Raw genomic sequence first — 16,508 nt, forward strand, 5'->3', positions numbered from 1 at the left:
TGTCGTGTTCCCCCCTCAGCCCCGGAACCGGAGACGGTCGGTGCTGTCCTCGCTGGGCTGGACGACGACGATGCCCTGCCCGGAGAAGGCCATCTGGTAGGCCTCGCCGCTGCCGCGGCCGATCAGCGACTGCGCCTTGAAGCTGCGCTTGCCCTTCACCTTGAGGTTCGGGGACCAGGCGACGAGCGCGTCCGGGTCGACGTAGGTCTCGTCATCGCCGCCGCCGCAGTCGACGACGATCGGCTTGCCGCGGGAGGTCAGCGCGACCCAGCCCTGGCCGCTGATCTTGGTGTTCCACAGGCCCTGCCCGGCGAACTTGGCCAGTCCCTTGACCCGCTCCACACCCCAGGTGAGGGAGGTGTCGAAGGCGAGCAGGTTGGTGGCGTTGACGGAGATCCCGTCGCCGTTGAGGTTGATCACGACAACGTCCGCGCCGTAGTCGGCGAGGTAGAGCAGTCCGTCCCCGGAGCACTTCATCAAGGGAGCGCCCTCACCGGTCATCCAGTCGCGTGCGATCTGGCGCACGGCCGGCGGGTTGGGTTCGTACTGGATGAAGCCTTCGTAGGCGATCATCGAGCCCACGCGCGCGAAGAGGTCGCTTCCGGTCTGCATGGCGACCTTCAGCATGTTGTTGCCGTGGTTCTCCATACGGGCGGTGACGGGTGCGGGGGCGTAGCCCGCGAGCGGCTGGTTCATGACGGGCTCCCTCAGACCTCGTAAGGCTGGACGACGACGAAGTTGCCGGGGGCGGCCCGGAACTGCAGGTTGACGCTCTCCCCGGTGTCTCCGGGGTACGCGTTGCGGCGCATCCGGACCTGGCTGGAGACGATCACCTGGGCGGCGGCGGACCACGCGACGACCGCGTTGCAGTCGGCGAACGTGGTCGGCGTGACCGGCAGGACGACGGGCTCGCCGTGGGTCTTCACGACGATGGTGCCGGTCCCCTGGAACTGCATCGTGAACAGCGCGCCCCCGGGGATGCCGTGTCCCTCGATGCGTCTGACCTCGTGCTGGAGGCTCTCGTCGAAGGCGAGGACGTTCTCGGCGGAGACGCAGATCGCGTCGCCCTGGAGCTCGACGGGGTGCAGGTTGGTGGAGTTCTCGGCGAGGAACACCTGTCCCTGGCCGGTGCAGCGCATCAGCTGCATCTCCTGGCCGGTCGCGTTGCCGACGATCCGGCCGGCGAACCCGGCGCCCTTGTAGCCGAAGTCGACCTTGCCCTGGTAGAGCACCATGCTGCCCTGACGGGCCAGTACGGGCTGGCCGCCGATGCCGAGGTCGACGCGGATCAGCTTCTTGTTCTGCTGCGTCCAGCGCTGCCCGGTGGGCGTCTCCTTGAACTTCTGCAGCGCGGCCGACACACCGGCGCCCTGGGGAGCGCCGGAGGGCACTCCATAGCCGGCGGCCTGGCCCGGGACCTGCCCGAAGGGAGGCTGTTGCTGCCCGTAACCGGGCGGCGCAGGCGGCTGGCCGTAGCCGGGCGGGGGCGGCGGTGCCTGTGGTGGCCGGCCGTACCCGGGAGGCGGCGGCGCGGTCTGGCCGGGCGCCTGTTGCCCGTACGGCTGCGGGGGCTGGCCGTAGGGGGCGGGAGCGGGGCCCGGGGGCGGCACGGTTCCGGGGCCGGGCGGGGTCATCGGGGCGATGATCGTCGGCGCGGCGTGCACGGAGGGTGCGGGTGCCGGGGCCGGCGGGGGCGTGAAGCCCTGCGCGGGTGCCGGGGCGGGCGGGGCGCCGAACGCGGGCGGCGCGGAGGTCTGCGGGGGCGGGGCGAAGCCCGGGGTGGCGCCGGACTGCGGCTGCGGCGCGGCCGGGGCCTCCTCCTCCATGACCTCGCCGCCGAAGTTCTTCAGCAGCGCTTCGAGGCCACCGTCGAAGCCCTGGCCGACGGCTGCGAACCGCCAGACGTCCTTCAGGTAGAAGTCGCCCAGCATCACGGCCCGCTCGGTGGTGAACTCCGAACCGTTGAACGAGTAGCGGGCCACTTCCTCGCCGCCCGCGACGATCCGGACGTACCCGGGGGCGATCTGGGACATCTGTCCGGCGCCGTCGAGCGTGGCCGTGAACGCCAGCTTGTGGATCTGCGGCGGGATCTTGTCGAGCGTGATCCGGAAGGACTCGGCGTCGCCCGCCTGGGCGCCCAGGAGCTGGATGGACTCCTCGGGGGACTTCGGCTGGTTGAAGAACACGAAGTACCGGTCGTCCGAGAGCCGCTCCTCGGCGTCGAGACCGAAGCAGCTGATGTCGAACGTGAGTCCGGGGCCGGTGATCTGTACGCCTACGTACAGATCGGTGCCCGCGGTGAGGTCACTGATCTTGGCCTTGTGGCCGCGTTGGAATTCCCTGGCCATGCGTAACGACCGTCCCCCATCCCGATGCGATGTGCGTCGCGTCAGGCTAACGGCAATCTCCGACACCGGAGTAAGTCGGTACAGACCCGGTACACAATCCCCCACAGGGGACGGTCACTCGTCGCGGGCGCCCGGAGGATTGGGCAGCCGCTCGGCCGCGACCACGCCTTCGAGGTACCCCTTGGCGCGCTCGGTGCGCGGATACGCCTCCAGGAGCCGCCAGAAACGCGGCCCGTGCCCGGGCACCAGGAGATGCGCGAGCTCGTGCAGCAGCACGTAGTCGACGACGTACTCGGGCATGCCCTGCAGCCGGTGGGAGAGCCGGATGCTGCCCTCGGAGGGCGTGCAGGATCCCCAGCGCGTGTTCTGGTTGGTGACCCAGCGCACCGAGGTGGGCCGGGCACGGCCGTCGAAGTACTGGGCCGACAGGCGCTCGGCGCGCTCGGACAGCTCCGCGTCGCCGAGCACGCGTTTGCTCTCCTGCGCGGCCAGCTTGTCGAGCATGACGGTGACCCAGCGCTTCTCCTCCGCCTCGGACATGCGGGCGGGGATCAGCACGACGGTGCGATCGCCCTCGCGGTACGCGGAGACCGTTCTGCGCCGACGCGCACTCCTGCGAACCTCGATCGCGCTCGCCCCCGAGCCGCTTGGCGGCTGGCTCGTCGTACTGCGCTGTGGTTTTCCGGCGCTGTGCAGTGGGTCGGCGGGCACGCCATGACGTTACCCTCTGCACACGCGGGAAGTCCCGACTCCGGGACGGTTTCGGTGTCGATCCCCCACCAAGCGTTTGATTCGTACGACGAATCCCCACTACCTGTGGACAACTTTCGGCGACCGACGGCCGGGCCGGGCAGGCTGGCACCACCGGCGGAGCACCGACCAGCTCCACCGGCACACGGGACGTACTTCCTACGGCTACGGGGGCCTGTCATGCATCCGATGGTGAAGCCCGCGCTGCGGCGCGGCTGGCGTGATCTCAACACCGTGCAGTTCGGGATGACACCGGCGCACGCGATGACGCTCGGCCCGATGGATACGGCCACAGGCAGTTTCCTGGACCTGCTCAACGGCACGCGCGGACTGCCGCTGCTGCGTGAGGAGGGGCACCGGATGGATCTGCCCGAGGGCCATGTCGACCAGTTGGTGAAGGGGCTCGCGCACGCGGGTCTGCTCGACGACGCGCAAGGGGGCGGTCCCGCGGCCGACGCGCTCCGCGCGAAGAAGGACGTCCTGGACCGGCTGCGCCCGGACCTCGCGTCGCTCTCCCTGACAACCTGCGAGCCGGGCGCGGCGATGGGCCGACTGGCGGCGCGTCGCGAACTGCGCGTGCAGGTGAGAGGCGCGGGCCGGGTGGGCGCGGTGCTGGCCGCGCTGTTGTCGGGCGCGGGGGTCGGCGAGATCGACGTGCGCGACGGCGGTCACACCGAGCCCTGGGACGTCGCTCCGGGCGGGCTGCCCGCCGAGGCCGTCGGAGAGCGCCGGGACGAGGCAGCGCGGCGCGCGGTACGCCGGGCCGCCCCGGACCGTCCGCCGCGCCGGACCTCGGGGACCGCACGGGAGGAGAGCGACCCCGGTTTCTCCCTGGTGATCCTCACTCCCCGCGACGATGTCGCCGTGCACGCGCCGGACCCGTCCGCCGCTGCCGACCTGATCGCCTCGGGGACCCCTCATCTGTACGCCGGTGTCGTGGAGGGCACGGGAACGGTGGGCCCGCTGGTGCTGCCCGGCGAGTCGGCCTGCGCGGGCTGTCTGCACCATGCGCGCACCGACCGTGACCCGACCTGGCCCCGGCTGGTCGCACAGTGGCGTTCCGGCAAGCAGCCCCGGGTACGGCCCTGCGATCTGGCGCTGGCCACGACCGTTGCCGGGCTGGCGGCCACCCATGCGCTCGCCTTCCTGGACGGGCAGTCGCCGTCGAGCGCGGGCGCCCGGTGGGAGGTCTCGCTGCCCGGTCTGCACTGGCACGCGCGGCCGGTCTGGGCGCATTCCGCATGCCCTTGCGGAGCCGCGGAGAAAGGTGAGGAGGGACACACCTCTACGGACGAGGATCGACACGCGACAATGGCAGAGGACCGGCCGTCGAGGGATGTGCGCCGTAAGGCAGACTCGGCCCGGCCGGCTGGGACTTGGAGGGCGCATGTCTGATCTTCCCCGCAAGGCGGTCACCCGTACCGCCAAGCTCGCCGCGCTCCCGCTCGGCTTCGCCGGGAGAGCCACGTGGGGGCTCGGGAAACGGATCGTGGGCGAGTCCGCGGAGATCGTCAGCCGTGAGCTGCAACAGCGCACGGCGGAGCAGCTGTTCAAGGTGCTCGGCGAACTCAAGGGCGGGGCGATGAAGTTCGGGCAGGCGCTGTCCGTCTTCGAGTCGGCGCTGCCCGAGGAGGTCGCCGGTCCCTACCGTGCCGCGCTGACCAAGCTCCAGGAGGCGGCGCCGCCGATGCCGACGCGCACCGTGCACGGTGTGCTGACGGAGCGGCTCGGCGAGGACTGGCGCGAGTTGTTCGTGGAGTTCGAGGACAAGCCGTCGGCCGCGGCGTCGATCGGCCAGGTGCACCGGGCTGTGTGGCACGACGGCCGCGAGGTCGCGGTCAAGGTGCAGTACCCGGGCGCCGGCGAGGCCCTCCTCTCCGACCTGACCCAACTGAGCCGTTTCGCCCGCCTGTTGGGCCCGCTCATCCCCGGGATGGACATCAAGCCCCTCATCGCCGAGCTCCGCGACCGGGTCTCCGAGGAACTGGACTACGGCCTGGAGGCGCAGGCCCAGCGGGTGCACGCGGAGGAGTTCGAGGGCGACCCGGATGTCGTGGTGCCCGCCGTGGTCCACCAGTGCGACCAGGTTCTGGTCACGGAGTGGATCGACGGGATTCCCATGTCGGAGGTGATCGCCGACGGCACCCAGGAACAGCGCGACCGGGCAGGCCAGCTCCTGGCCCGCTTCCTCTTCTCCGGCCCGGCCCGTACTGGCCTCCTCCACGCGGACCCCCATCCGGGCAACTTCCGTCTGCTGCCCGCCGACCCGGACGGCAAGGATGACTTGCGCCTGGGGGTTCTGGACTTCGGCACGGTCGACCGGCTGCCCGGTGGTCTGCCGACCCCTATCGGCGATTCCCTGCGCATGACACTCGACGGCGACGCCGAGGCGGTCTACGAGCTCCTGTGCACAGAGGGCTTCGTCAAGGATTCGATAGAGCTGGACCCGGACGCCGTTCTCGACTACCTGGTGCCGATCATCGAGCCGGCCCAGGTCGACGAGTTCACCTTCACCCGCGGCTGGATGCGCAGTCAGGCCGCCCGTATCGCGGATCCCCGTTCCCCTGCCCACCAGTTGGGCAAGCAGCTCAACCTTCCTCCGGCGTACCTCCTGATACACCGAGTGACATTGAGCACAATCGGCGTTCTGTGTCAGTTGGGTGCGACGGTGCGACTGCGCGAGGAGCTGGAGGAGTGGCTGCCGGGGTTCGTGCCGGAGGAGCCGGACGAGTACGAGGAGGAACCGGCGGCGGAGGCCTGAGCCCCACCGCGAGGACAGGCGCGAGTGGGGCCTACCACCAGTCGGAGTCCAACCGACCCTCGATCGCCCTGAGGTTCTCCCTGGCGCAGGTGTCGCAGAAGTAGTGCCGGGTTCCGTTCTCCACGGAGCAGGTCCAGGTGGGTTGGGGATCTTCGGACCGGGTGCCGCAGCGGGCGCACACGAGGGGCTGGGGCTCCGCGGTGGAGGCGCTGGTGTCACTGCCTCCGGGAAGACTCGTCACGCGGCGACGATATCGCCGCGTCCGGGGATCGGGGGCGGAACGCACCGCGGGGGCCGGTCCGTTCGGACGGACCGGCCCCCGCGGGGAGCATTCGCCTCCCGGGCTGGGGAGGCCACCGCTTCAGGTGTGATCGATTACTGCATGACGGCCGCGGCGAGCGCACGGCGGGCGCGCATCGAGGCACGCTCGGCTCTGCGCTGCATCCGGCGAGCGACCAGCAGGTGGGTGACCTGCCGTTCCCGCTCGGCCTCCTGCAGGCGCTCGTGCATATGCGCACGGGCCAGGGCTTCTGGGATGAGTTGCATCTCTCGGGTCCTGTTCTGGCGCGACTCGGTCGCACCGGTGGTGGTGAAGTCTGGGATCGCGGAGCCCGCGGGCTCGCTGGGAGTGGACGGCTTCATCGGGGCCTGCTTCTTGGGGTCGTGCGTGAGGGGGCGGTCGATCGTTCCGAAGATGGTGTTCATGCCGTGACCGGGTTCTTGCGCGGACGGCCACGCGGCCGCTTGCGGGCCACGACGACACCCTGGACGAAGAGCTCGCCACCCCAGACGCCCCAGGGCTCACGCCGCTCCTTGGCGCCGGCGAGGCAGGCCTCGATCAGCGGGCAGGTGCGGCAGAGGGACTTGGCGTACTCGACATCGGCCGGCGACTCGGCGAAGAAGACCTCCGGGTCGTAGGAACGGCAGGGGACGGGCACGCCGAGGTTCTCGATGGCGTCGTCGAGCGCGGTGAGCGCAGTGAGCGGAGTCAAGGTGGAGTCCTCCGTGAGGCCGGGCGGGGGGATCGTTTCGGAAGGCGGTACGGACGGGGCGTGCGCTTCGAGTTGCACGGTTGTTCTTCCTCGTCTGGTCGGTCCGGCCCTGTTGGGCCGGGTGTCGGCTTGGTACCGGGTTCTTTTCTTGTCCCGAGGCCCCTTCGCTCCGTCATCCCCGTTCGGGGACAAACAGAAGGGCCGCGGATCCCGGATGGGGTTCCGCGGCCCTGAAGGCGCCGGCCTGATCAATCAGGCTGGATCACTCCAGGGTTCTGGCCCACGGAAGGCCCACATCTGGTGGTGCTGCGTCGTCTGCTTCCGGCTTCCGGCACCGGGCGCAAAGGCATAGGCCTGCGCCTGTGCTCCTACTGCTTCCAGTGCCTTGGTCGGTCGCTCATTGCGCTCACGGATGGGAAGAACCGCGAGAGACACGGCGGACGCCGGACGGGCGGCAGAAATGCCGGACAGACCGGTGCCCAGGTTCGAAACGCCGAGCATGCACAGGGAGACGACCGAGGGATCGGTCATTTTCACGGTGCTGGCGGAGCTGGTGTTGATGCTGATCACTGGAATCGCCTCCTCTCGGCGTCTCGGGGGACCGGGGGTGAGCCCGATCCTTCGGATATGCAAGTACATCACGGAATCAGGGCCTCCGAGAAGGCCTTCTGTTCCCGTGGCTTAGAACCTATGGGGATCGCTGGGGCATGCGCAAACTATTTTTCCGACGAGTTTTCATCAGTCCCCCGCAGCACCCTCCGCAGGCTCCTGACCGCCGCAGATGGCCAGGACATCGGCCCCGTAGCGGTTGAGCTTGCGCACTCCGACGCCCGGGATCCGCGCGAGTTCGCCCTCGTCGTCGGGGACGGTCTCGGCGATCGCCATCAGCGTCTTGTCGGTGAAGACGCAGAACGCCGGCTGGCCGCTGCGCTGCGCCTGGACCTCCCGCCACTCGCGCAACCGCTCGTAGAGGCCCTCGTCCATGTCGGAGGGGCAGTCCTCGCAGCGCATCAGTTTCATCTCGCCGGCGTCGGTGAGCGTGCGACCGCAGACCCGGCAGCGGGCCACGGTGCGCTGTGTCCTCCGTGGGACGACTGTGGGGCCGGTGCCCGTGTAGCCGCGCTCGATGCCGCCGGGGGCGACCAGGCCGGGTCTGCCCGCGGCACCGGTCGAGCCGGGGCGCAGGCCGTCCAGGAAACGGCTGGGGCGGCGGTTGGGGCGACTGCCGGGTGAGCGGGCGAGGGCCCAGGAGACGTGGAGCCGCTCCCTGGCGCGGGTGACCCCGACGTACAGGAGGCGGCGCTCCTCCTCGATCTGTTCGTCGGTCTTCGCGTAGCTGATCGGCATCATGCCCTCGGCGACGCCGACCAGGAAGACGACGTCCCACTCCAGGCCCTTGGCCGAGTGCAGGGAGGCGAGGGTGACGCCCTGGACGGTCGGGGCGTGCTGGGCGTTCGCGCGCTCGTCGAGTTCGGCGACCAGGTCGGCGAGGGTGGCTCCGGGTCTGGCCGCGGCGAAGTCCTGGGCGAGGTTGACCAGGGCCGCCAGGGACTCCCAGCGCTCTCTGACCGCTCCGGAGCCGGCCGGTGGCTCGGTGGTCCAGCCCTCGCCGGAGAGGACGGCACGGACCTGGGAGGGCAGGTCGACGACGTCGTCCAGGAGGGAGTCGTTGCCTCCGAAGCGGGCCGCGCCGCGCAGGGCGACGCCGGCCTTGCGGACCTCCGGGCGGTCGAAGAACCGCTCGGCGCCGCGCAGTTGGTAGGGGACTCCGGCGTCGGCGAGGGCCTGTTCATAGGTCTCGGACTGGGAGTTCGTGCGGAACAGGATCGCGATCTCGCTCGCCGGCACGCCCGCTGCCATCAGGTCACGGATGCGGCGCGCGGCACCCTCGGCCTCCGCGGGCTCGTCGGTGTAGTCGGCGTAGACGGGCTCGGGACCCGCGGCGCGCTGGGAGATCAGCTCCAGTCGGTGGTCGGCGGCCCGGCCTCTGGCCTGGGAGAGCAGGCCGTTGGCGAGGTGCACGACCTGAGGCGTGGAGCGGTAGTCGCGGACCAGCTTGACGACTGTGGCGCCGGGGTGGCGGGTGCGGAAGTCGAGGAGGTGGTCGGGGGTAGCCCCGGTGAAGGAGTAGATCGTCTGGCTGGCGTCGCCGACGACGCACAGATTGTCGCGATCGCCGAGCCACAACTCCAGGAGGCGCTGTTGGAGCGGGCTGACGTCCTGGTACTCGTCGACCACGAAGTGCTGGTACTGCGAGCGGACCTGTTCGGCGATGTCGTGCCGATCCTGGAGCACGGCGACGGTCAGCAGCAGGACGTCCTCGAAGTCGATGACCGCGCGGTCGCGCTTGACGTCCTCGTAGGCGGCGTAGAGCTGAGCGATCTCGGCGGGCGCGCGGGGGACGTCACGGCCCGCCTTGGCCGCCGCGGCGGCGTAGTCGGAGGGGACGGTCTGGGTGACCTTGGACCACTCGATCTCGGCGGTGACGTCCCGCAGTTCACCGCGGTCGAGTCGGATGCGGCAGGCCGCCGCCGCGTCGGCGACGAGCTGGATCTTGCGGTCGACGAGCCGGGGCATGCCGCCACCGATCGCTTTCGGCCAGAAGTACTGGAGCTGACGCAGGGCGGCCGAGTGGAACGTACGTGCCTGCACTCCCGTGGCGCCGAGTTGGCGCAGCCGACCGCGCATCTCGCCGGCGGCGCGGTTGGTGAAGGTGACCGCCAGCACACTGGAGGACTGCAGGACCCCGGCCCGCACTCCATAGGCGATGCGGTGGGTGATCGCCCGGGTCTTGCCCGTGCCGGCGCCCGCCAGCACGCACACCGGACCGCGCAGGGCGGTCGCCACCTCGCGCTGCTCGGGGTCGAGCCCTTCGAGCACCGCGTCGGCCGAGTCCGGTACCTGCGGGAAGAGGGGGGAGTGCGTTGCTGCTGTCACACGGCCATGCTGCCAGGTCGCCGGAGACGGGTGAGCCGGTTGTCCACAGGGAGGTATCCGCAGTCGTACTAATGCGGCAGGCGTCACGTGCCGTGGGATACCCCCGGCGGGAATGGCGGGTGCGTCGCGTACGTTTCCTCCACTGCGTGGACCTATTCCCTGAGCTGTTGAGGAGCGCGAGAGAATGTCGGGCACCGTGACGATGTACAGCACCACCTGGTGCGGTTACTGCCGTCGGCTGAAGAGCCAGATGGACCGCGAGGGCATCGCGTACAACGAGGTCAACATCGAACTGGACCCGGATTCCGCGGCGTTCGTCGAGAAGGCGAATGGCGGGAATCAGACGGTCCCGACCTTGCTCTTCGCGGACGGTTCGACGCTCACGAACCCTTCGCTGGCCCAGGTCAAGCAGAAGGTCGGCGCCTGATCGACGATCGACGCACGCGGCTCCGCGGAAGGCGGCTCCTGGTATCTCAGGGGCCGCCTTCTTGCTGTCTGCTTCTGCTTGTCGGCCTCAGACGAAAGTTCTCGTCGGCAGCGGCTTGCCGTACCAGAGCTCGATCAGGCGGGCCGCGATCGAGATGCCGTAGGGCGGCAGCACCTCTTCGGACTCGAAGGCGGCGCGCAGTTCCTCGCGGGAGAACCAGCGGGCCTCGTGGATCTCGTCACCGTCGACGTTGATGTCGGTCGAGGTGGCGCGGGCCATGAAACCGAGCATGAGGCTGGACGGGAAGGGCCAGGGCTGGCTGGCGACGTACTCGACGTGGCCGACGGTGATGCCGGCCTCCTCGAAGACCTCGCGGCGCACCGACTGCTCGATGGACTCGCCGGGCTCCACGAAGCCGGCCAACGTCGAGAAGCGGCCCTCGGGCCAGTGGACCTGGCGGCCGAGCAGGATCCGGTCCTCCTCGTCGGTGACCGCCATGATCACGGCAGGGTCGGTGCGCGGGTAGTGCTCGGCACCGCAGGCCGGGCAGCGGCGGATGTGGCCGGCCGCGGCGATCACCGTGCGCTCGCCGCAGCGCGAGCAGAAGCGGTGCAGGCGCTGCCAGTTCTCCAGGGCGACCGCGTGCACCATCAGGCCCACGTCCCGGGGAGACAGCAGCAGGCCCGCCTCGCGCAGGCCGGCGGGCCGTGCCGACTGGTCGATACGGCCGGGCAGGGCGTCCTTCTGGAGGGCGAAGTAGCTGACGCCGTCGTCGTCCGTGCCCAGGAAGTAGCGGTGTGCCTCGGTGAGGGGGGCCTCGAAGGACGGGGTCATGACGAGTTCGGTCTTGCCGTCGGGTGTCTCGTCGATGAGGACCTGACCGCCGGAGACCACGAAGCAACGGGTGGTGGGGTGGCTCCACGCCGCGGCGAGCCAGGCCTCGTCGAGCCGGTGGTGGGCGGCTCGGTCGATGCCGCTCGGGGCGGTGAGCGAGATGGGTCGGTCGGCTGTGTGGTCGGTCCAGGTGGTCACGGGTGCTTCCAACTCCCCCGGCAATGCGGATTGTTTCGGCGGGCGGTTCAGCGGGACGTACGGCAGGAGGCGACCGGGTCCGGCGGGACGGGTGTGCGGGGCGGTTCTTCCAGTGTGCCTCGCACGCGTCGCCGTTCCGGATCGCGCGGGTTCGTCAGGGCGCGCGGCGCCAGGTGTCGGCGAGGTCTCCCCACAGGTGGGCGGTGGTTTCGACGCCCTTGAGGAGGAGATCGAGTTCGACCTTCTCGTTCGGGGCGTGCCAGCCGTCGGAGGGAACGGAGATGCCCAGGAAGAGGACGGGTGCCCCGAGCACTTCCTGGAGGTCGGCGGCCGGTCCGGAGCCGCCCTCGCGGGTGAAGAGGACCGGTTTCTCGAAGGCGCGGGCCATGGCACGGACGACGGACTGCAGCGCCGGGTGGTCCAGCGGGGTCAGGCACGGGCGCGTGGCCGCGCTGAACGTGATCTCCTGCCGGATTCCCTCGGGCACCTGCCCGGCGGCCCAGTCATGGACGACCTTCTCGATGTGGTCGGGGTCCTGGCCCGCGACCAGCCGGAAGGAGAGCTTCACCATGGCCGAGGACGGGATGATCGTCTTGCTGCCCGGGCCCTGGTAGCCGCCGCCGATGCCGTTGACCTCGGCGGTGGGGCGGGCCCAGATGCGCTCCAGGGTGGTGTGACCGGCCTCGCCATGGATGGCGTACGACTTGGCGGTGCGCAGCCACTCCTGCTCGTCGAAGGGCAGCTCGGCGAAGAGCTCGCGCTCCTGCTCAGTGAGTTCGACGATGCCGTCGTAGAAGCCGGGGACCGCCACGCGCGCGTGCTCGTCGTGCAGCGCGGCGACGAGGCGGGCGGCGGCGGTCGCCGGGTTGGGCACGGCGCCGCCGAAGGAGCCGGAGTGGATGTCCTGGTCGGGGCCGTGCAGCCGGATCTCGCACTCGGCGAGACCTCGCATGCCGGTGCACACCGTGGGGGTGTCCTCGGACCACATGCCGGTGTCGGAGACGATCACGGCGTCGGCGGCGAGCCGGTCGGCACGCTCCTCGACGAGGGCCCGGAAGTGCGGGGAGCCGGACTCCTCCTCGCCCTCGACGAGCAGCCTCAGGTGCACGGCCGGGGCGGTACGGCCGGTGGCGGCGAGGTGGGCGCGGACGCCGAGCGTGTGGAAGAACACCTGGCCCTTGTCGTCGGCGGCCCCGCGCGCGTAGAGGCGGTTTCCGCGGACGACGGGCTCGAAGGGTTCGCTGTCCCAGCCGTCCTCGCGGGCGGCGGGCTGTACGTCGTGATGGCCGTAGACGAGGACCGTAGGTGCTTCGGGGTCGTCGGAGGGCCACTCGGCGAAGACGGCCGGTGCGCCCGGGGTCGGCCAGACCTCGACGGTCGGGAAGCCGGTCTCCCGGAGTGTGGCGGCGAGCCAGTCCGCGCTGCGCCGGACGTCGGGCGCGTGGTCGGGTTGTGCCGACACGGACGGGATGCGCAGCCACTCGGCGAGGTCGTCGAGGAAGGCTGCGCGGTGCTGCTCGATGTACGTGCGGACCGCGCTGACGGCACTGTCAACGGTGTGGCTCATGGTCACGAGCCTATCGGCCCGCGCTGACATCCTCGGTGGGCGGTTCCTCACAGTTTGCTTGCGCGGCCGGCTACTCCCCTTGCGCGCCCGGTGATTCCACCTGCGCGCCCGGCTCCTCCAGCAGCAGTCGCTCCAGTGCGGCCCGGTCCGGGAGGCCCTCCGGCCGGACGACCTCGCCGCCGCGCACGTACAGGAACGCTGCCGTGACCGCTTCCAGCGGCACGCCCTGCCGCTCGGCCCAGGCGAGCCGGTAGATCGCGAGCTGGAGCGGGTCGGCAGTGCGGGTGCTGCTGGTCTTCCAGTCGAGGATCTCGTAGGTCGCCCCGTCGCCGTCGCCCTGCTTGTAGACGGCGTCGATACGGCCCCGTACGACGCGGCCTGCGATCGCGAGCTGGAAGGGGGCCTCGACGCGGTAGGGCGTGCGCCGGGCGTACTCGGTGCGTTCGAAGGCGTCCTTGAGTGCTTCCAGATCTCGTTCGTCGGCGATCTCGGCTTCGCTGCCGGGCAGTTCCTCCGGCTCCAGCATGGGCAGGGTCAGCTCTTCGAAGCGTGATTCCACCCAGGCGTGGAAGCGGGTGCCTCGACGTGCGGCGGGTTGCGGAGGGCGCGGCATGGGGCGCGCGAGTTCCTGCGCGAGCCCGTCCGGGTCGGCGGCCAGGTGCAGCAGCTGGGTGGCGGTCAGGGAGGCCGGCAGGGGAACGTCGGTGACGCCTCGGCGGGCACGCAGAAGCTCCCCAGTGAGCGCGTCGAGGTCGCGGTCCCAGGAGGCGATGGCTCGGGCTTCCTCGGGGGTGAGGCGGGTGCCGGGTGGTTCCGTGGGGTGCGGGCGGGCGTCCCCCGGCGCGCTGGGGTGTTCGGCGGGGTCCGGGGCCGTCGCCTGGTGCGGGACGGTCGGGCGGTCCGTGGTCCAGGCGTCCCAGTCGGCGGGGTCGTCCTCCAGGAGGCCGCCTTCGGCGTCGAGGGGAGTTTCCTCGTAGAGGGGCTCGTCGTAGGGCGGCTCGTCGTCCTCCGGTGGCGGGGGCCAGTCCGGGTCGTCGTGCGCGTTCGGGTCGTGAGTGGCCGCGGGGTGGCTCTCGTCGTGCGAGGCGAGGCGCTCCAGGTGGTCCATGACCAGCTTGGCGGCCTTGTGACGGTGGGCCATCGCCCTGTCGTCCAACGGCAGTGGCCAGGCCTGGTCGACGGTGGCGGTCCGCAGGGCGGGGTTCTCCTCACCCTCTTCGGGTTCGTCCGCCCAGGCCTCGATCTCGCCGTATCCGGCCGCGGAGTGGTCGTAGAGGGCCTGGAGGAAGTCGGACGGTCCTCGGCGTTTCTTCTGGGTGGGGCCCCACCAGTGGCCGGAGCCGAGCAGCAGGGAGCGGGGGCGGGTGAAGGTGACGTAGCCGAGGCGGAGTTCTTCGGTGTGCTGGTGGTCCTTCATGGCCTCGTGGAAGGCCTTCATGCCCTTGGAGTCCCAGGAGACGACGTCGGGCAGGGTGGCGGTGTCGCCGCGCAGCGCGTGCGGGAGGACCTTGCCCTGGGCGGTCCACTTCTCGCGGCCCTGGCTGCTGGGGAAGGTCCCGGTGACCAGGCCGGGGACGGCTACGACGTCCCACTCCAGGCCCTTCGACTTGTGCGCGGTGAGGACCTTGACGGTGTTCTCGCCGCCGGGCAGGGCGTTGTCGAGGCCCTTCTCGTACTGGGCGGCGGTGCGCAGGAAGCCGAGGAAGGCGAGCAGGGTCGCCTCGCCGTCGCCCGCGGCGAAGGAGGCCGCGACGTCCAGGAAGTTCGACAGGGTCTCGCGGCGGCGGGCGGCCAACGCGTGCGGGGACGCCGCGAGTTCGACCTCCAGGCCGGTGACGGCCAGGACGCGGTGCAGGACGTCCATCAGAGGGTCGGACAGGGAGCGGCGCAGGTCGCGCAGTTCGGTGGCCAGGCGGGCGAAGCGCACGCGCGCGTCCGGTGAGAAGGGCAGCCCGTCGTCGTCCCCGGCGCCGTCGGAGCCGTAGAGGGGTGTCTCCAGGAAGGTGTCGAGGGCGTCGGCGAGCGATATCACCTCGGAGGGGTCGACCCCCTCGACGGCCTCGGCGAGCCTGCGGTCGGGGTCGTCGTCGGCCCCCACGCGCGCGTGGGCCACGAGGAGTCGGGCGCGTCGGCCCAGGAGGGCGAGGTCGCGGGGGCCGATGCGCCAGCGCGGGCCGGTCAGCAGCCGGACCAGGGAGGCGTTGGCGCCGGGGTCCTGGAGGACTTCGCAGACGGCGACGAGGTCGGCGACCTCGGGCAGGTGCAGCAGCCCGGAGAGACCGACGACCTCGACCGGGATGTCACGGGCCACCAGGGCGCCCTGGATCTCGGCGAAGTCGGTGGCCGTGCGGCACAGGACGGCGATCTCGCCGGGTGCCCTCCCGGTCCGTACGAGGTGGGCGATCGAGTCGGCCAGCCAGTCGATCTCCTGGGCGTGGGTGGGCAGCAGCGCGCAACGCACCATGCCGTCGCGCTCGGCGCCGGGGGCCGGGCGGAGGGCCTCCACGCCCGCGTGCATGGCGCGCAGGGGTTCCGCGAGGCCGTTGGCTAGGTCGAGGAGACGGCCGCCGCTGCGGCGGTTCTCGCTGAGCGCCTGGCGGGCGGCGAGGCGGCCGTCGGCGTGCGCGAAGTGCTCGGGGAAGTCGTCGAGGTTGGCGACGGACGCGCCGCGCCAGCCGTAGATCGCCTGGCAGGGGTCGCCGACGGCGGTCACCGGATGGCCCGTGCCGGAGCCGAACAGGCCTGCCAGGAGGATGCGTTGGGCGACCGAGGTGTCCTGGTACTCGTCCAGCAGCACCACTCGGAACTCGTCGCGCAGGATCTCGCCGACCTCGGGGCGGGTGCGTGCCAGGGTCGCGGACAGGGCGATCTGGTCGCCGAAGTCGAGCAGGTCGCGCTCGCGCTTGGCGATCCGGTAGCGGCCCACCAGTTCGGTGAGTTCACGGCGGGCGGCGGCTGCTTCGGGGACCTTGCGCAGCTCGGGGTTGCTGAGTCTGACGCTCTCCAGGGCGCGCAGCAGCTCGGCGTCGTACGCGCGCAACTCCTCGGGCCGTACGAGGTGTTCGGCGAGCTCGGCGTCGAGGGTGAGGAGGTCGCTGACGAGGTCCGGGAAGGAGCGGGTGAGCGCCGGGTAGGGGCCGGGGGCTTCGCGCAGTACGCGCGCGGCGAGCTGGAAGCGGGTGGCGTCGGCGAGCAGGCGGGCCGTCGGTTCGAGGCCGATGCGCAGACCGTGGTCGGTCAGGAGGCGACCCGCGAAGGCGTGGTACGTCGAGATCACCGGCTCGCCCGGAGGGTTGTCCGGGTCGATGACGTCGGGGTCGGTGACGCCCGCCTTGATGAGCGCCTTGCGGACGCGCTCGGCGAGTTCGCCGGCGGCCTTGTTGGTGAAGGTCAGGCCGAGGACCTGTTCGGGGGCGACCTGGCCGGTGCCGACCAGCCACACCACGCGGGCCGCCATCACCGTCGTCTTGCCCGACCCGGCTCCGGCCACGATCACCTGCGGGGCGGGCGGCGCGATGATGCAGGCCGTCTGCTCCGGGGTGAAGGGGATGCCGAGGAGCTCCTTGAGCTGATCGGGATCGGTGATACGGGCGGGCATGTCGGAGAGGCTAGCGGCGGCCACTGACAGTCGAGGACCAATCGCCCTCAGGGGAAGAAGAAGCGCAGGTCAGCACAGGTGGTGCGATGTGTCACG

At 71.0% G+C, this 16,508-nt stretch carries 14 protein-coding genes; 3 read left to right on the top strand and 11 right to left on the bottom strand.

Features of this window, described 5'->3' with window-relative positions; all coding sequences use genetic code 11:
- Positions 1-15: 15 nt before the first annotated feature.
- From OC490_RS00775 to OC490_RS00785, 3 genes are all read right to left on the bottom strand, one after another.
- The gene (locus OC490_RS00775) at positions 16-696 is read right to left on the bottom strand and encodes an AIM24 family protein (protein ID WP_093629034.1); all 681 of its coding nucleotides are present in this window, start codon (positions 694-696) and stop codon (positions 16-18) included.
- Positions 697-707: 11 nt separating this feature from the next.
- Complete coding sequence (locus OC490_RS00780) at positions 708-2,348, bottom strand: TerD family protein (protein WP_262055784.1); 1,641 nt, start codon at positions 2,346-2,348, stop codon at positions 708-710.
- A 114-nt stretch (positions 2,349-2,462) separates the two neighbouring features.
- Positions 2,463-3,059 carry a M48 family metallopeptidase gene (locus OC490_RS00785; protein ID WP_262055785.1) on the bottom strand — a complete coding sequence of 199 codons (597 nt, stop codon included), beginning with the start codon at positions 3,057-3,059 and terminating at the stop codon, positions 2,463-2,465.
- A gap of 219 nt (positions 3,060-3,278) precedes the next feature.
- On the opposite strand from OC490_RS00785, the gene OC490_RS00790 reads away from it, so the two are divergent.
- Together OC490_RS00790 and OC490_RS00795 are read left to right on the top strand one after the other, a co-directional pair.
- A complete protein-coding gene (locus tag OC490_RS00790) occupies positions 3,279-4,493 on the top strand; it encodes a TOMM precursor leader peptide-binding protein (protein WP_262055786.1) in 1,215 nt (404 codons plus the stop codon).
- Entirely contained in the window at positions 4,486-5,859 is a 1,374-nt protein-coding gene (locus tag OC490_RS00795; protein WP_262055787.1) for an ABC1 kinase family protein, read from the top strand. Before OC490_RS00790 ends, OC490_RS00795 begins: the two co-directional genes overlap by 8 nt.
- 31 nt (positions 5,860-5,890) lie before the next feature.
- Here OC490_RS00795 and OC490_RS00800 read toward each other — a convergent pair whose 3' ends face one another.
- The 5 genes from OC490_RS00800 to OC490_RS00820 all read right to left on the bottom strand — a co-directional run bounded on the left by OC490_RS00800 (position 5,891) and on the right by OC490_RS00820 (position 9,788).
- Positions 5,891-6,100 (bottom strand): hypothetical protein, encoded by a 210-nt coding sequence (locus OC490_RS00800; protein ID WP_262055788.1) that lies wholly within the window; start codon positions 6,098-6,100, stop codon positions 5,891-5,893.
- A 134-nt stretch (positions 6,101-6,234) separates the two neighbouring features.
- Positions 6,235-6,564, bottom strand: a complete 330-nt coding sequence (locus OC490_RS00805) for a hypothetical protein (RefSeq protein WP_262055789.1) — start codon at positions 6,562-6,564, stop codon at positions 6,235-6,237.
- Positions 6,561-6,929, bottom strand: coding sequence for a WhiB family transcriptional regulator (locus OC490_RS00810; RefSeq protein ID WP_019072119.1), 369 nt, complete (start codon positions 6,927-6,929; stop codon positions 6,561-6,563). Before OC490_RS00810 ends, OC490_RS00805 begins: the two co-directional genes overlap by 4 nt.
- A gap of 174 nt (positions 6,930-7,103) precedes the next feature.
- Entirely contained in the window at positions 7,104-7,421 is a 318-nt protein-coding gene (locus OC490_RS00815; protein WP_262055790.1) for a hypothetical protein, read from the bottom strand.
- A gap of 168 nt (positions 7,422-7,589) precedes the next feature.
- Positions 7,590-9,788: an ATP-dependent DNA helicase UvrD2 gene (locus OC490_RS00820; protein WP_262055791.1), complete on the bottom strand. Its 2,199-nt coding sequence runs from the start codon at positions 9,786-9,788 to the stop codon at positions 7,590-7,592.
- A gap of 184 nt (positions 9,789-9,972) precedes the next feature.
- Here OC490_RS00820 and OC490_RS00825 point away from each other — a divergent pair, with 184 nt between their 5' ends.
- Complete coding sequence (locus tag OC490_RS00825) at positions 9,973-10,215, top strand: mycoredoxin (protein ID WP_019072117.1); 243 nt, start codon at positions 9,973-9,975, stop codon at positions 10,213-10,215.
- An 87-nt stretch (positions 10,216-10,302) separates the two neighbouring features.
- Here the strand turns inward: OC490_RS00825 and nudC are convergent, their stop codons facing one another.
- The 3 genes from nudC to OC490_RS00840 form a co-directional block, all read right to left on the bottom strand.
- Positions 10,303-11,247, bottom strand: coding sequence for an NAD(+) diphosphatase (nudC, locus tag OC490_RS00830; RefSeq protein WP_019058345.1), 945 nt, complete (start codon positions 11,245-11,247; stop codon positions 10,303-10,305).
- A 154-nt stretch (positions 11,248-11,401) separates the two neighbouring features.
- Positions 11,402-12,814, bottom strand: coding sequence for a dipeptidase (locus OC490_RS00835; RefSeq protein WP_262055792.1), 1,413 nt, complete (start codon positions 12,812-12,814; stop codon positions 11,402-11,404).
- A gap of 70 nt (positions 12,815-12,884) precedes the next feature.
- Positions 12,885-16,412, bottom strand: a complete 3,528-nt coding sequence (locus OC490_RS00840) for an ATP-dependent DNA helicase (protein ID WP_262055793.1) — start codon at positions 16,410-16,412, stop codon at positions 12,885-12,887.
- Positions 16,413-16,508 lie beyond the last annotated feature (96 nt).

Source organism: Streptomyces sp. STR69 (assembly GCF_024519455.1).
Classification (GTDB): Bacteria; Actinomycetota; Actinomycetes; order Streptomycetales; family Streptomycetaceae; genus Streptomyces.

What these genes read in the sequence shown, in the direction of transcription:
- OC490_RS00775 (WP_093629034.1), bottom strand. Translation starts at nt 696, where the DNA reads ATGAACCAGCCGCTCGCGGGCTACGCCCCCGCACCCGTCACCGCCCGT.
- OC490_RS00780 (WP_262055784.1), bottom strand. Translation starts at nt 2,348, where the DNA reads ATGGCCAGGGAATTCCAACGCGGCCACAAGGCCAAGATCAGTGACCTC.
- OC490_RS00790 (WP_262055786.1), top strand. Translation starts at nt 3,279, where the DNA reads ATGCATCCGATGGTGAAGCCCGCGCTGCGGCGCGGCTGGCGTGATCTC.
- OC490_RS00795 (WP_262055787.1), top strand. Translation starts at nt 4,486, where the DNA reads ATGTCTGATCTTCCCCGCAAGGCGGTCACCCGTACCGCCAAGCTCGCC.
- OC490_RS00805 (WP_262055789.1), bottom strand. Translation starts at nt 6,564, where the DNA reads ATGAACACCATCTTCGGAACGATCGACCGCCCCCTCACGCACGACCCC.
- OC490_RS00825 (WP_019072117.1), top strand. Translation starts at nt 9,973, where the DNA reads ATGTCGGGCACCGTGACGATGTACAGCACCACCTGGTGCGGTTACTGC.
- OC490_RS00835 (WP_262055792.1), bottom strand. Translation starts at nt 12,814, where the DNA reads ATGAGCCACACCGTTGACAGTGCCGTCAGCGCGGTCCGCACGTACATC.
- OC490_RS00840 (WP_262055793.1), bottom strand. Translation starts at nt 16,412, where the DNA reads ATGCCCGCCCGTATCACCGATCCCGATCAGCTCAAGGAGCTCCTCGGC.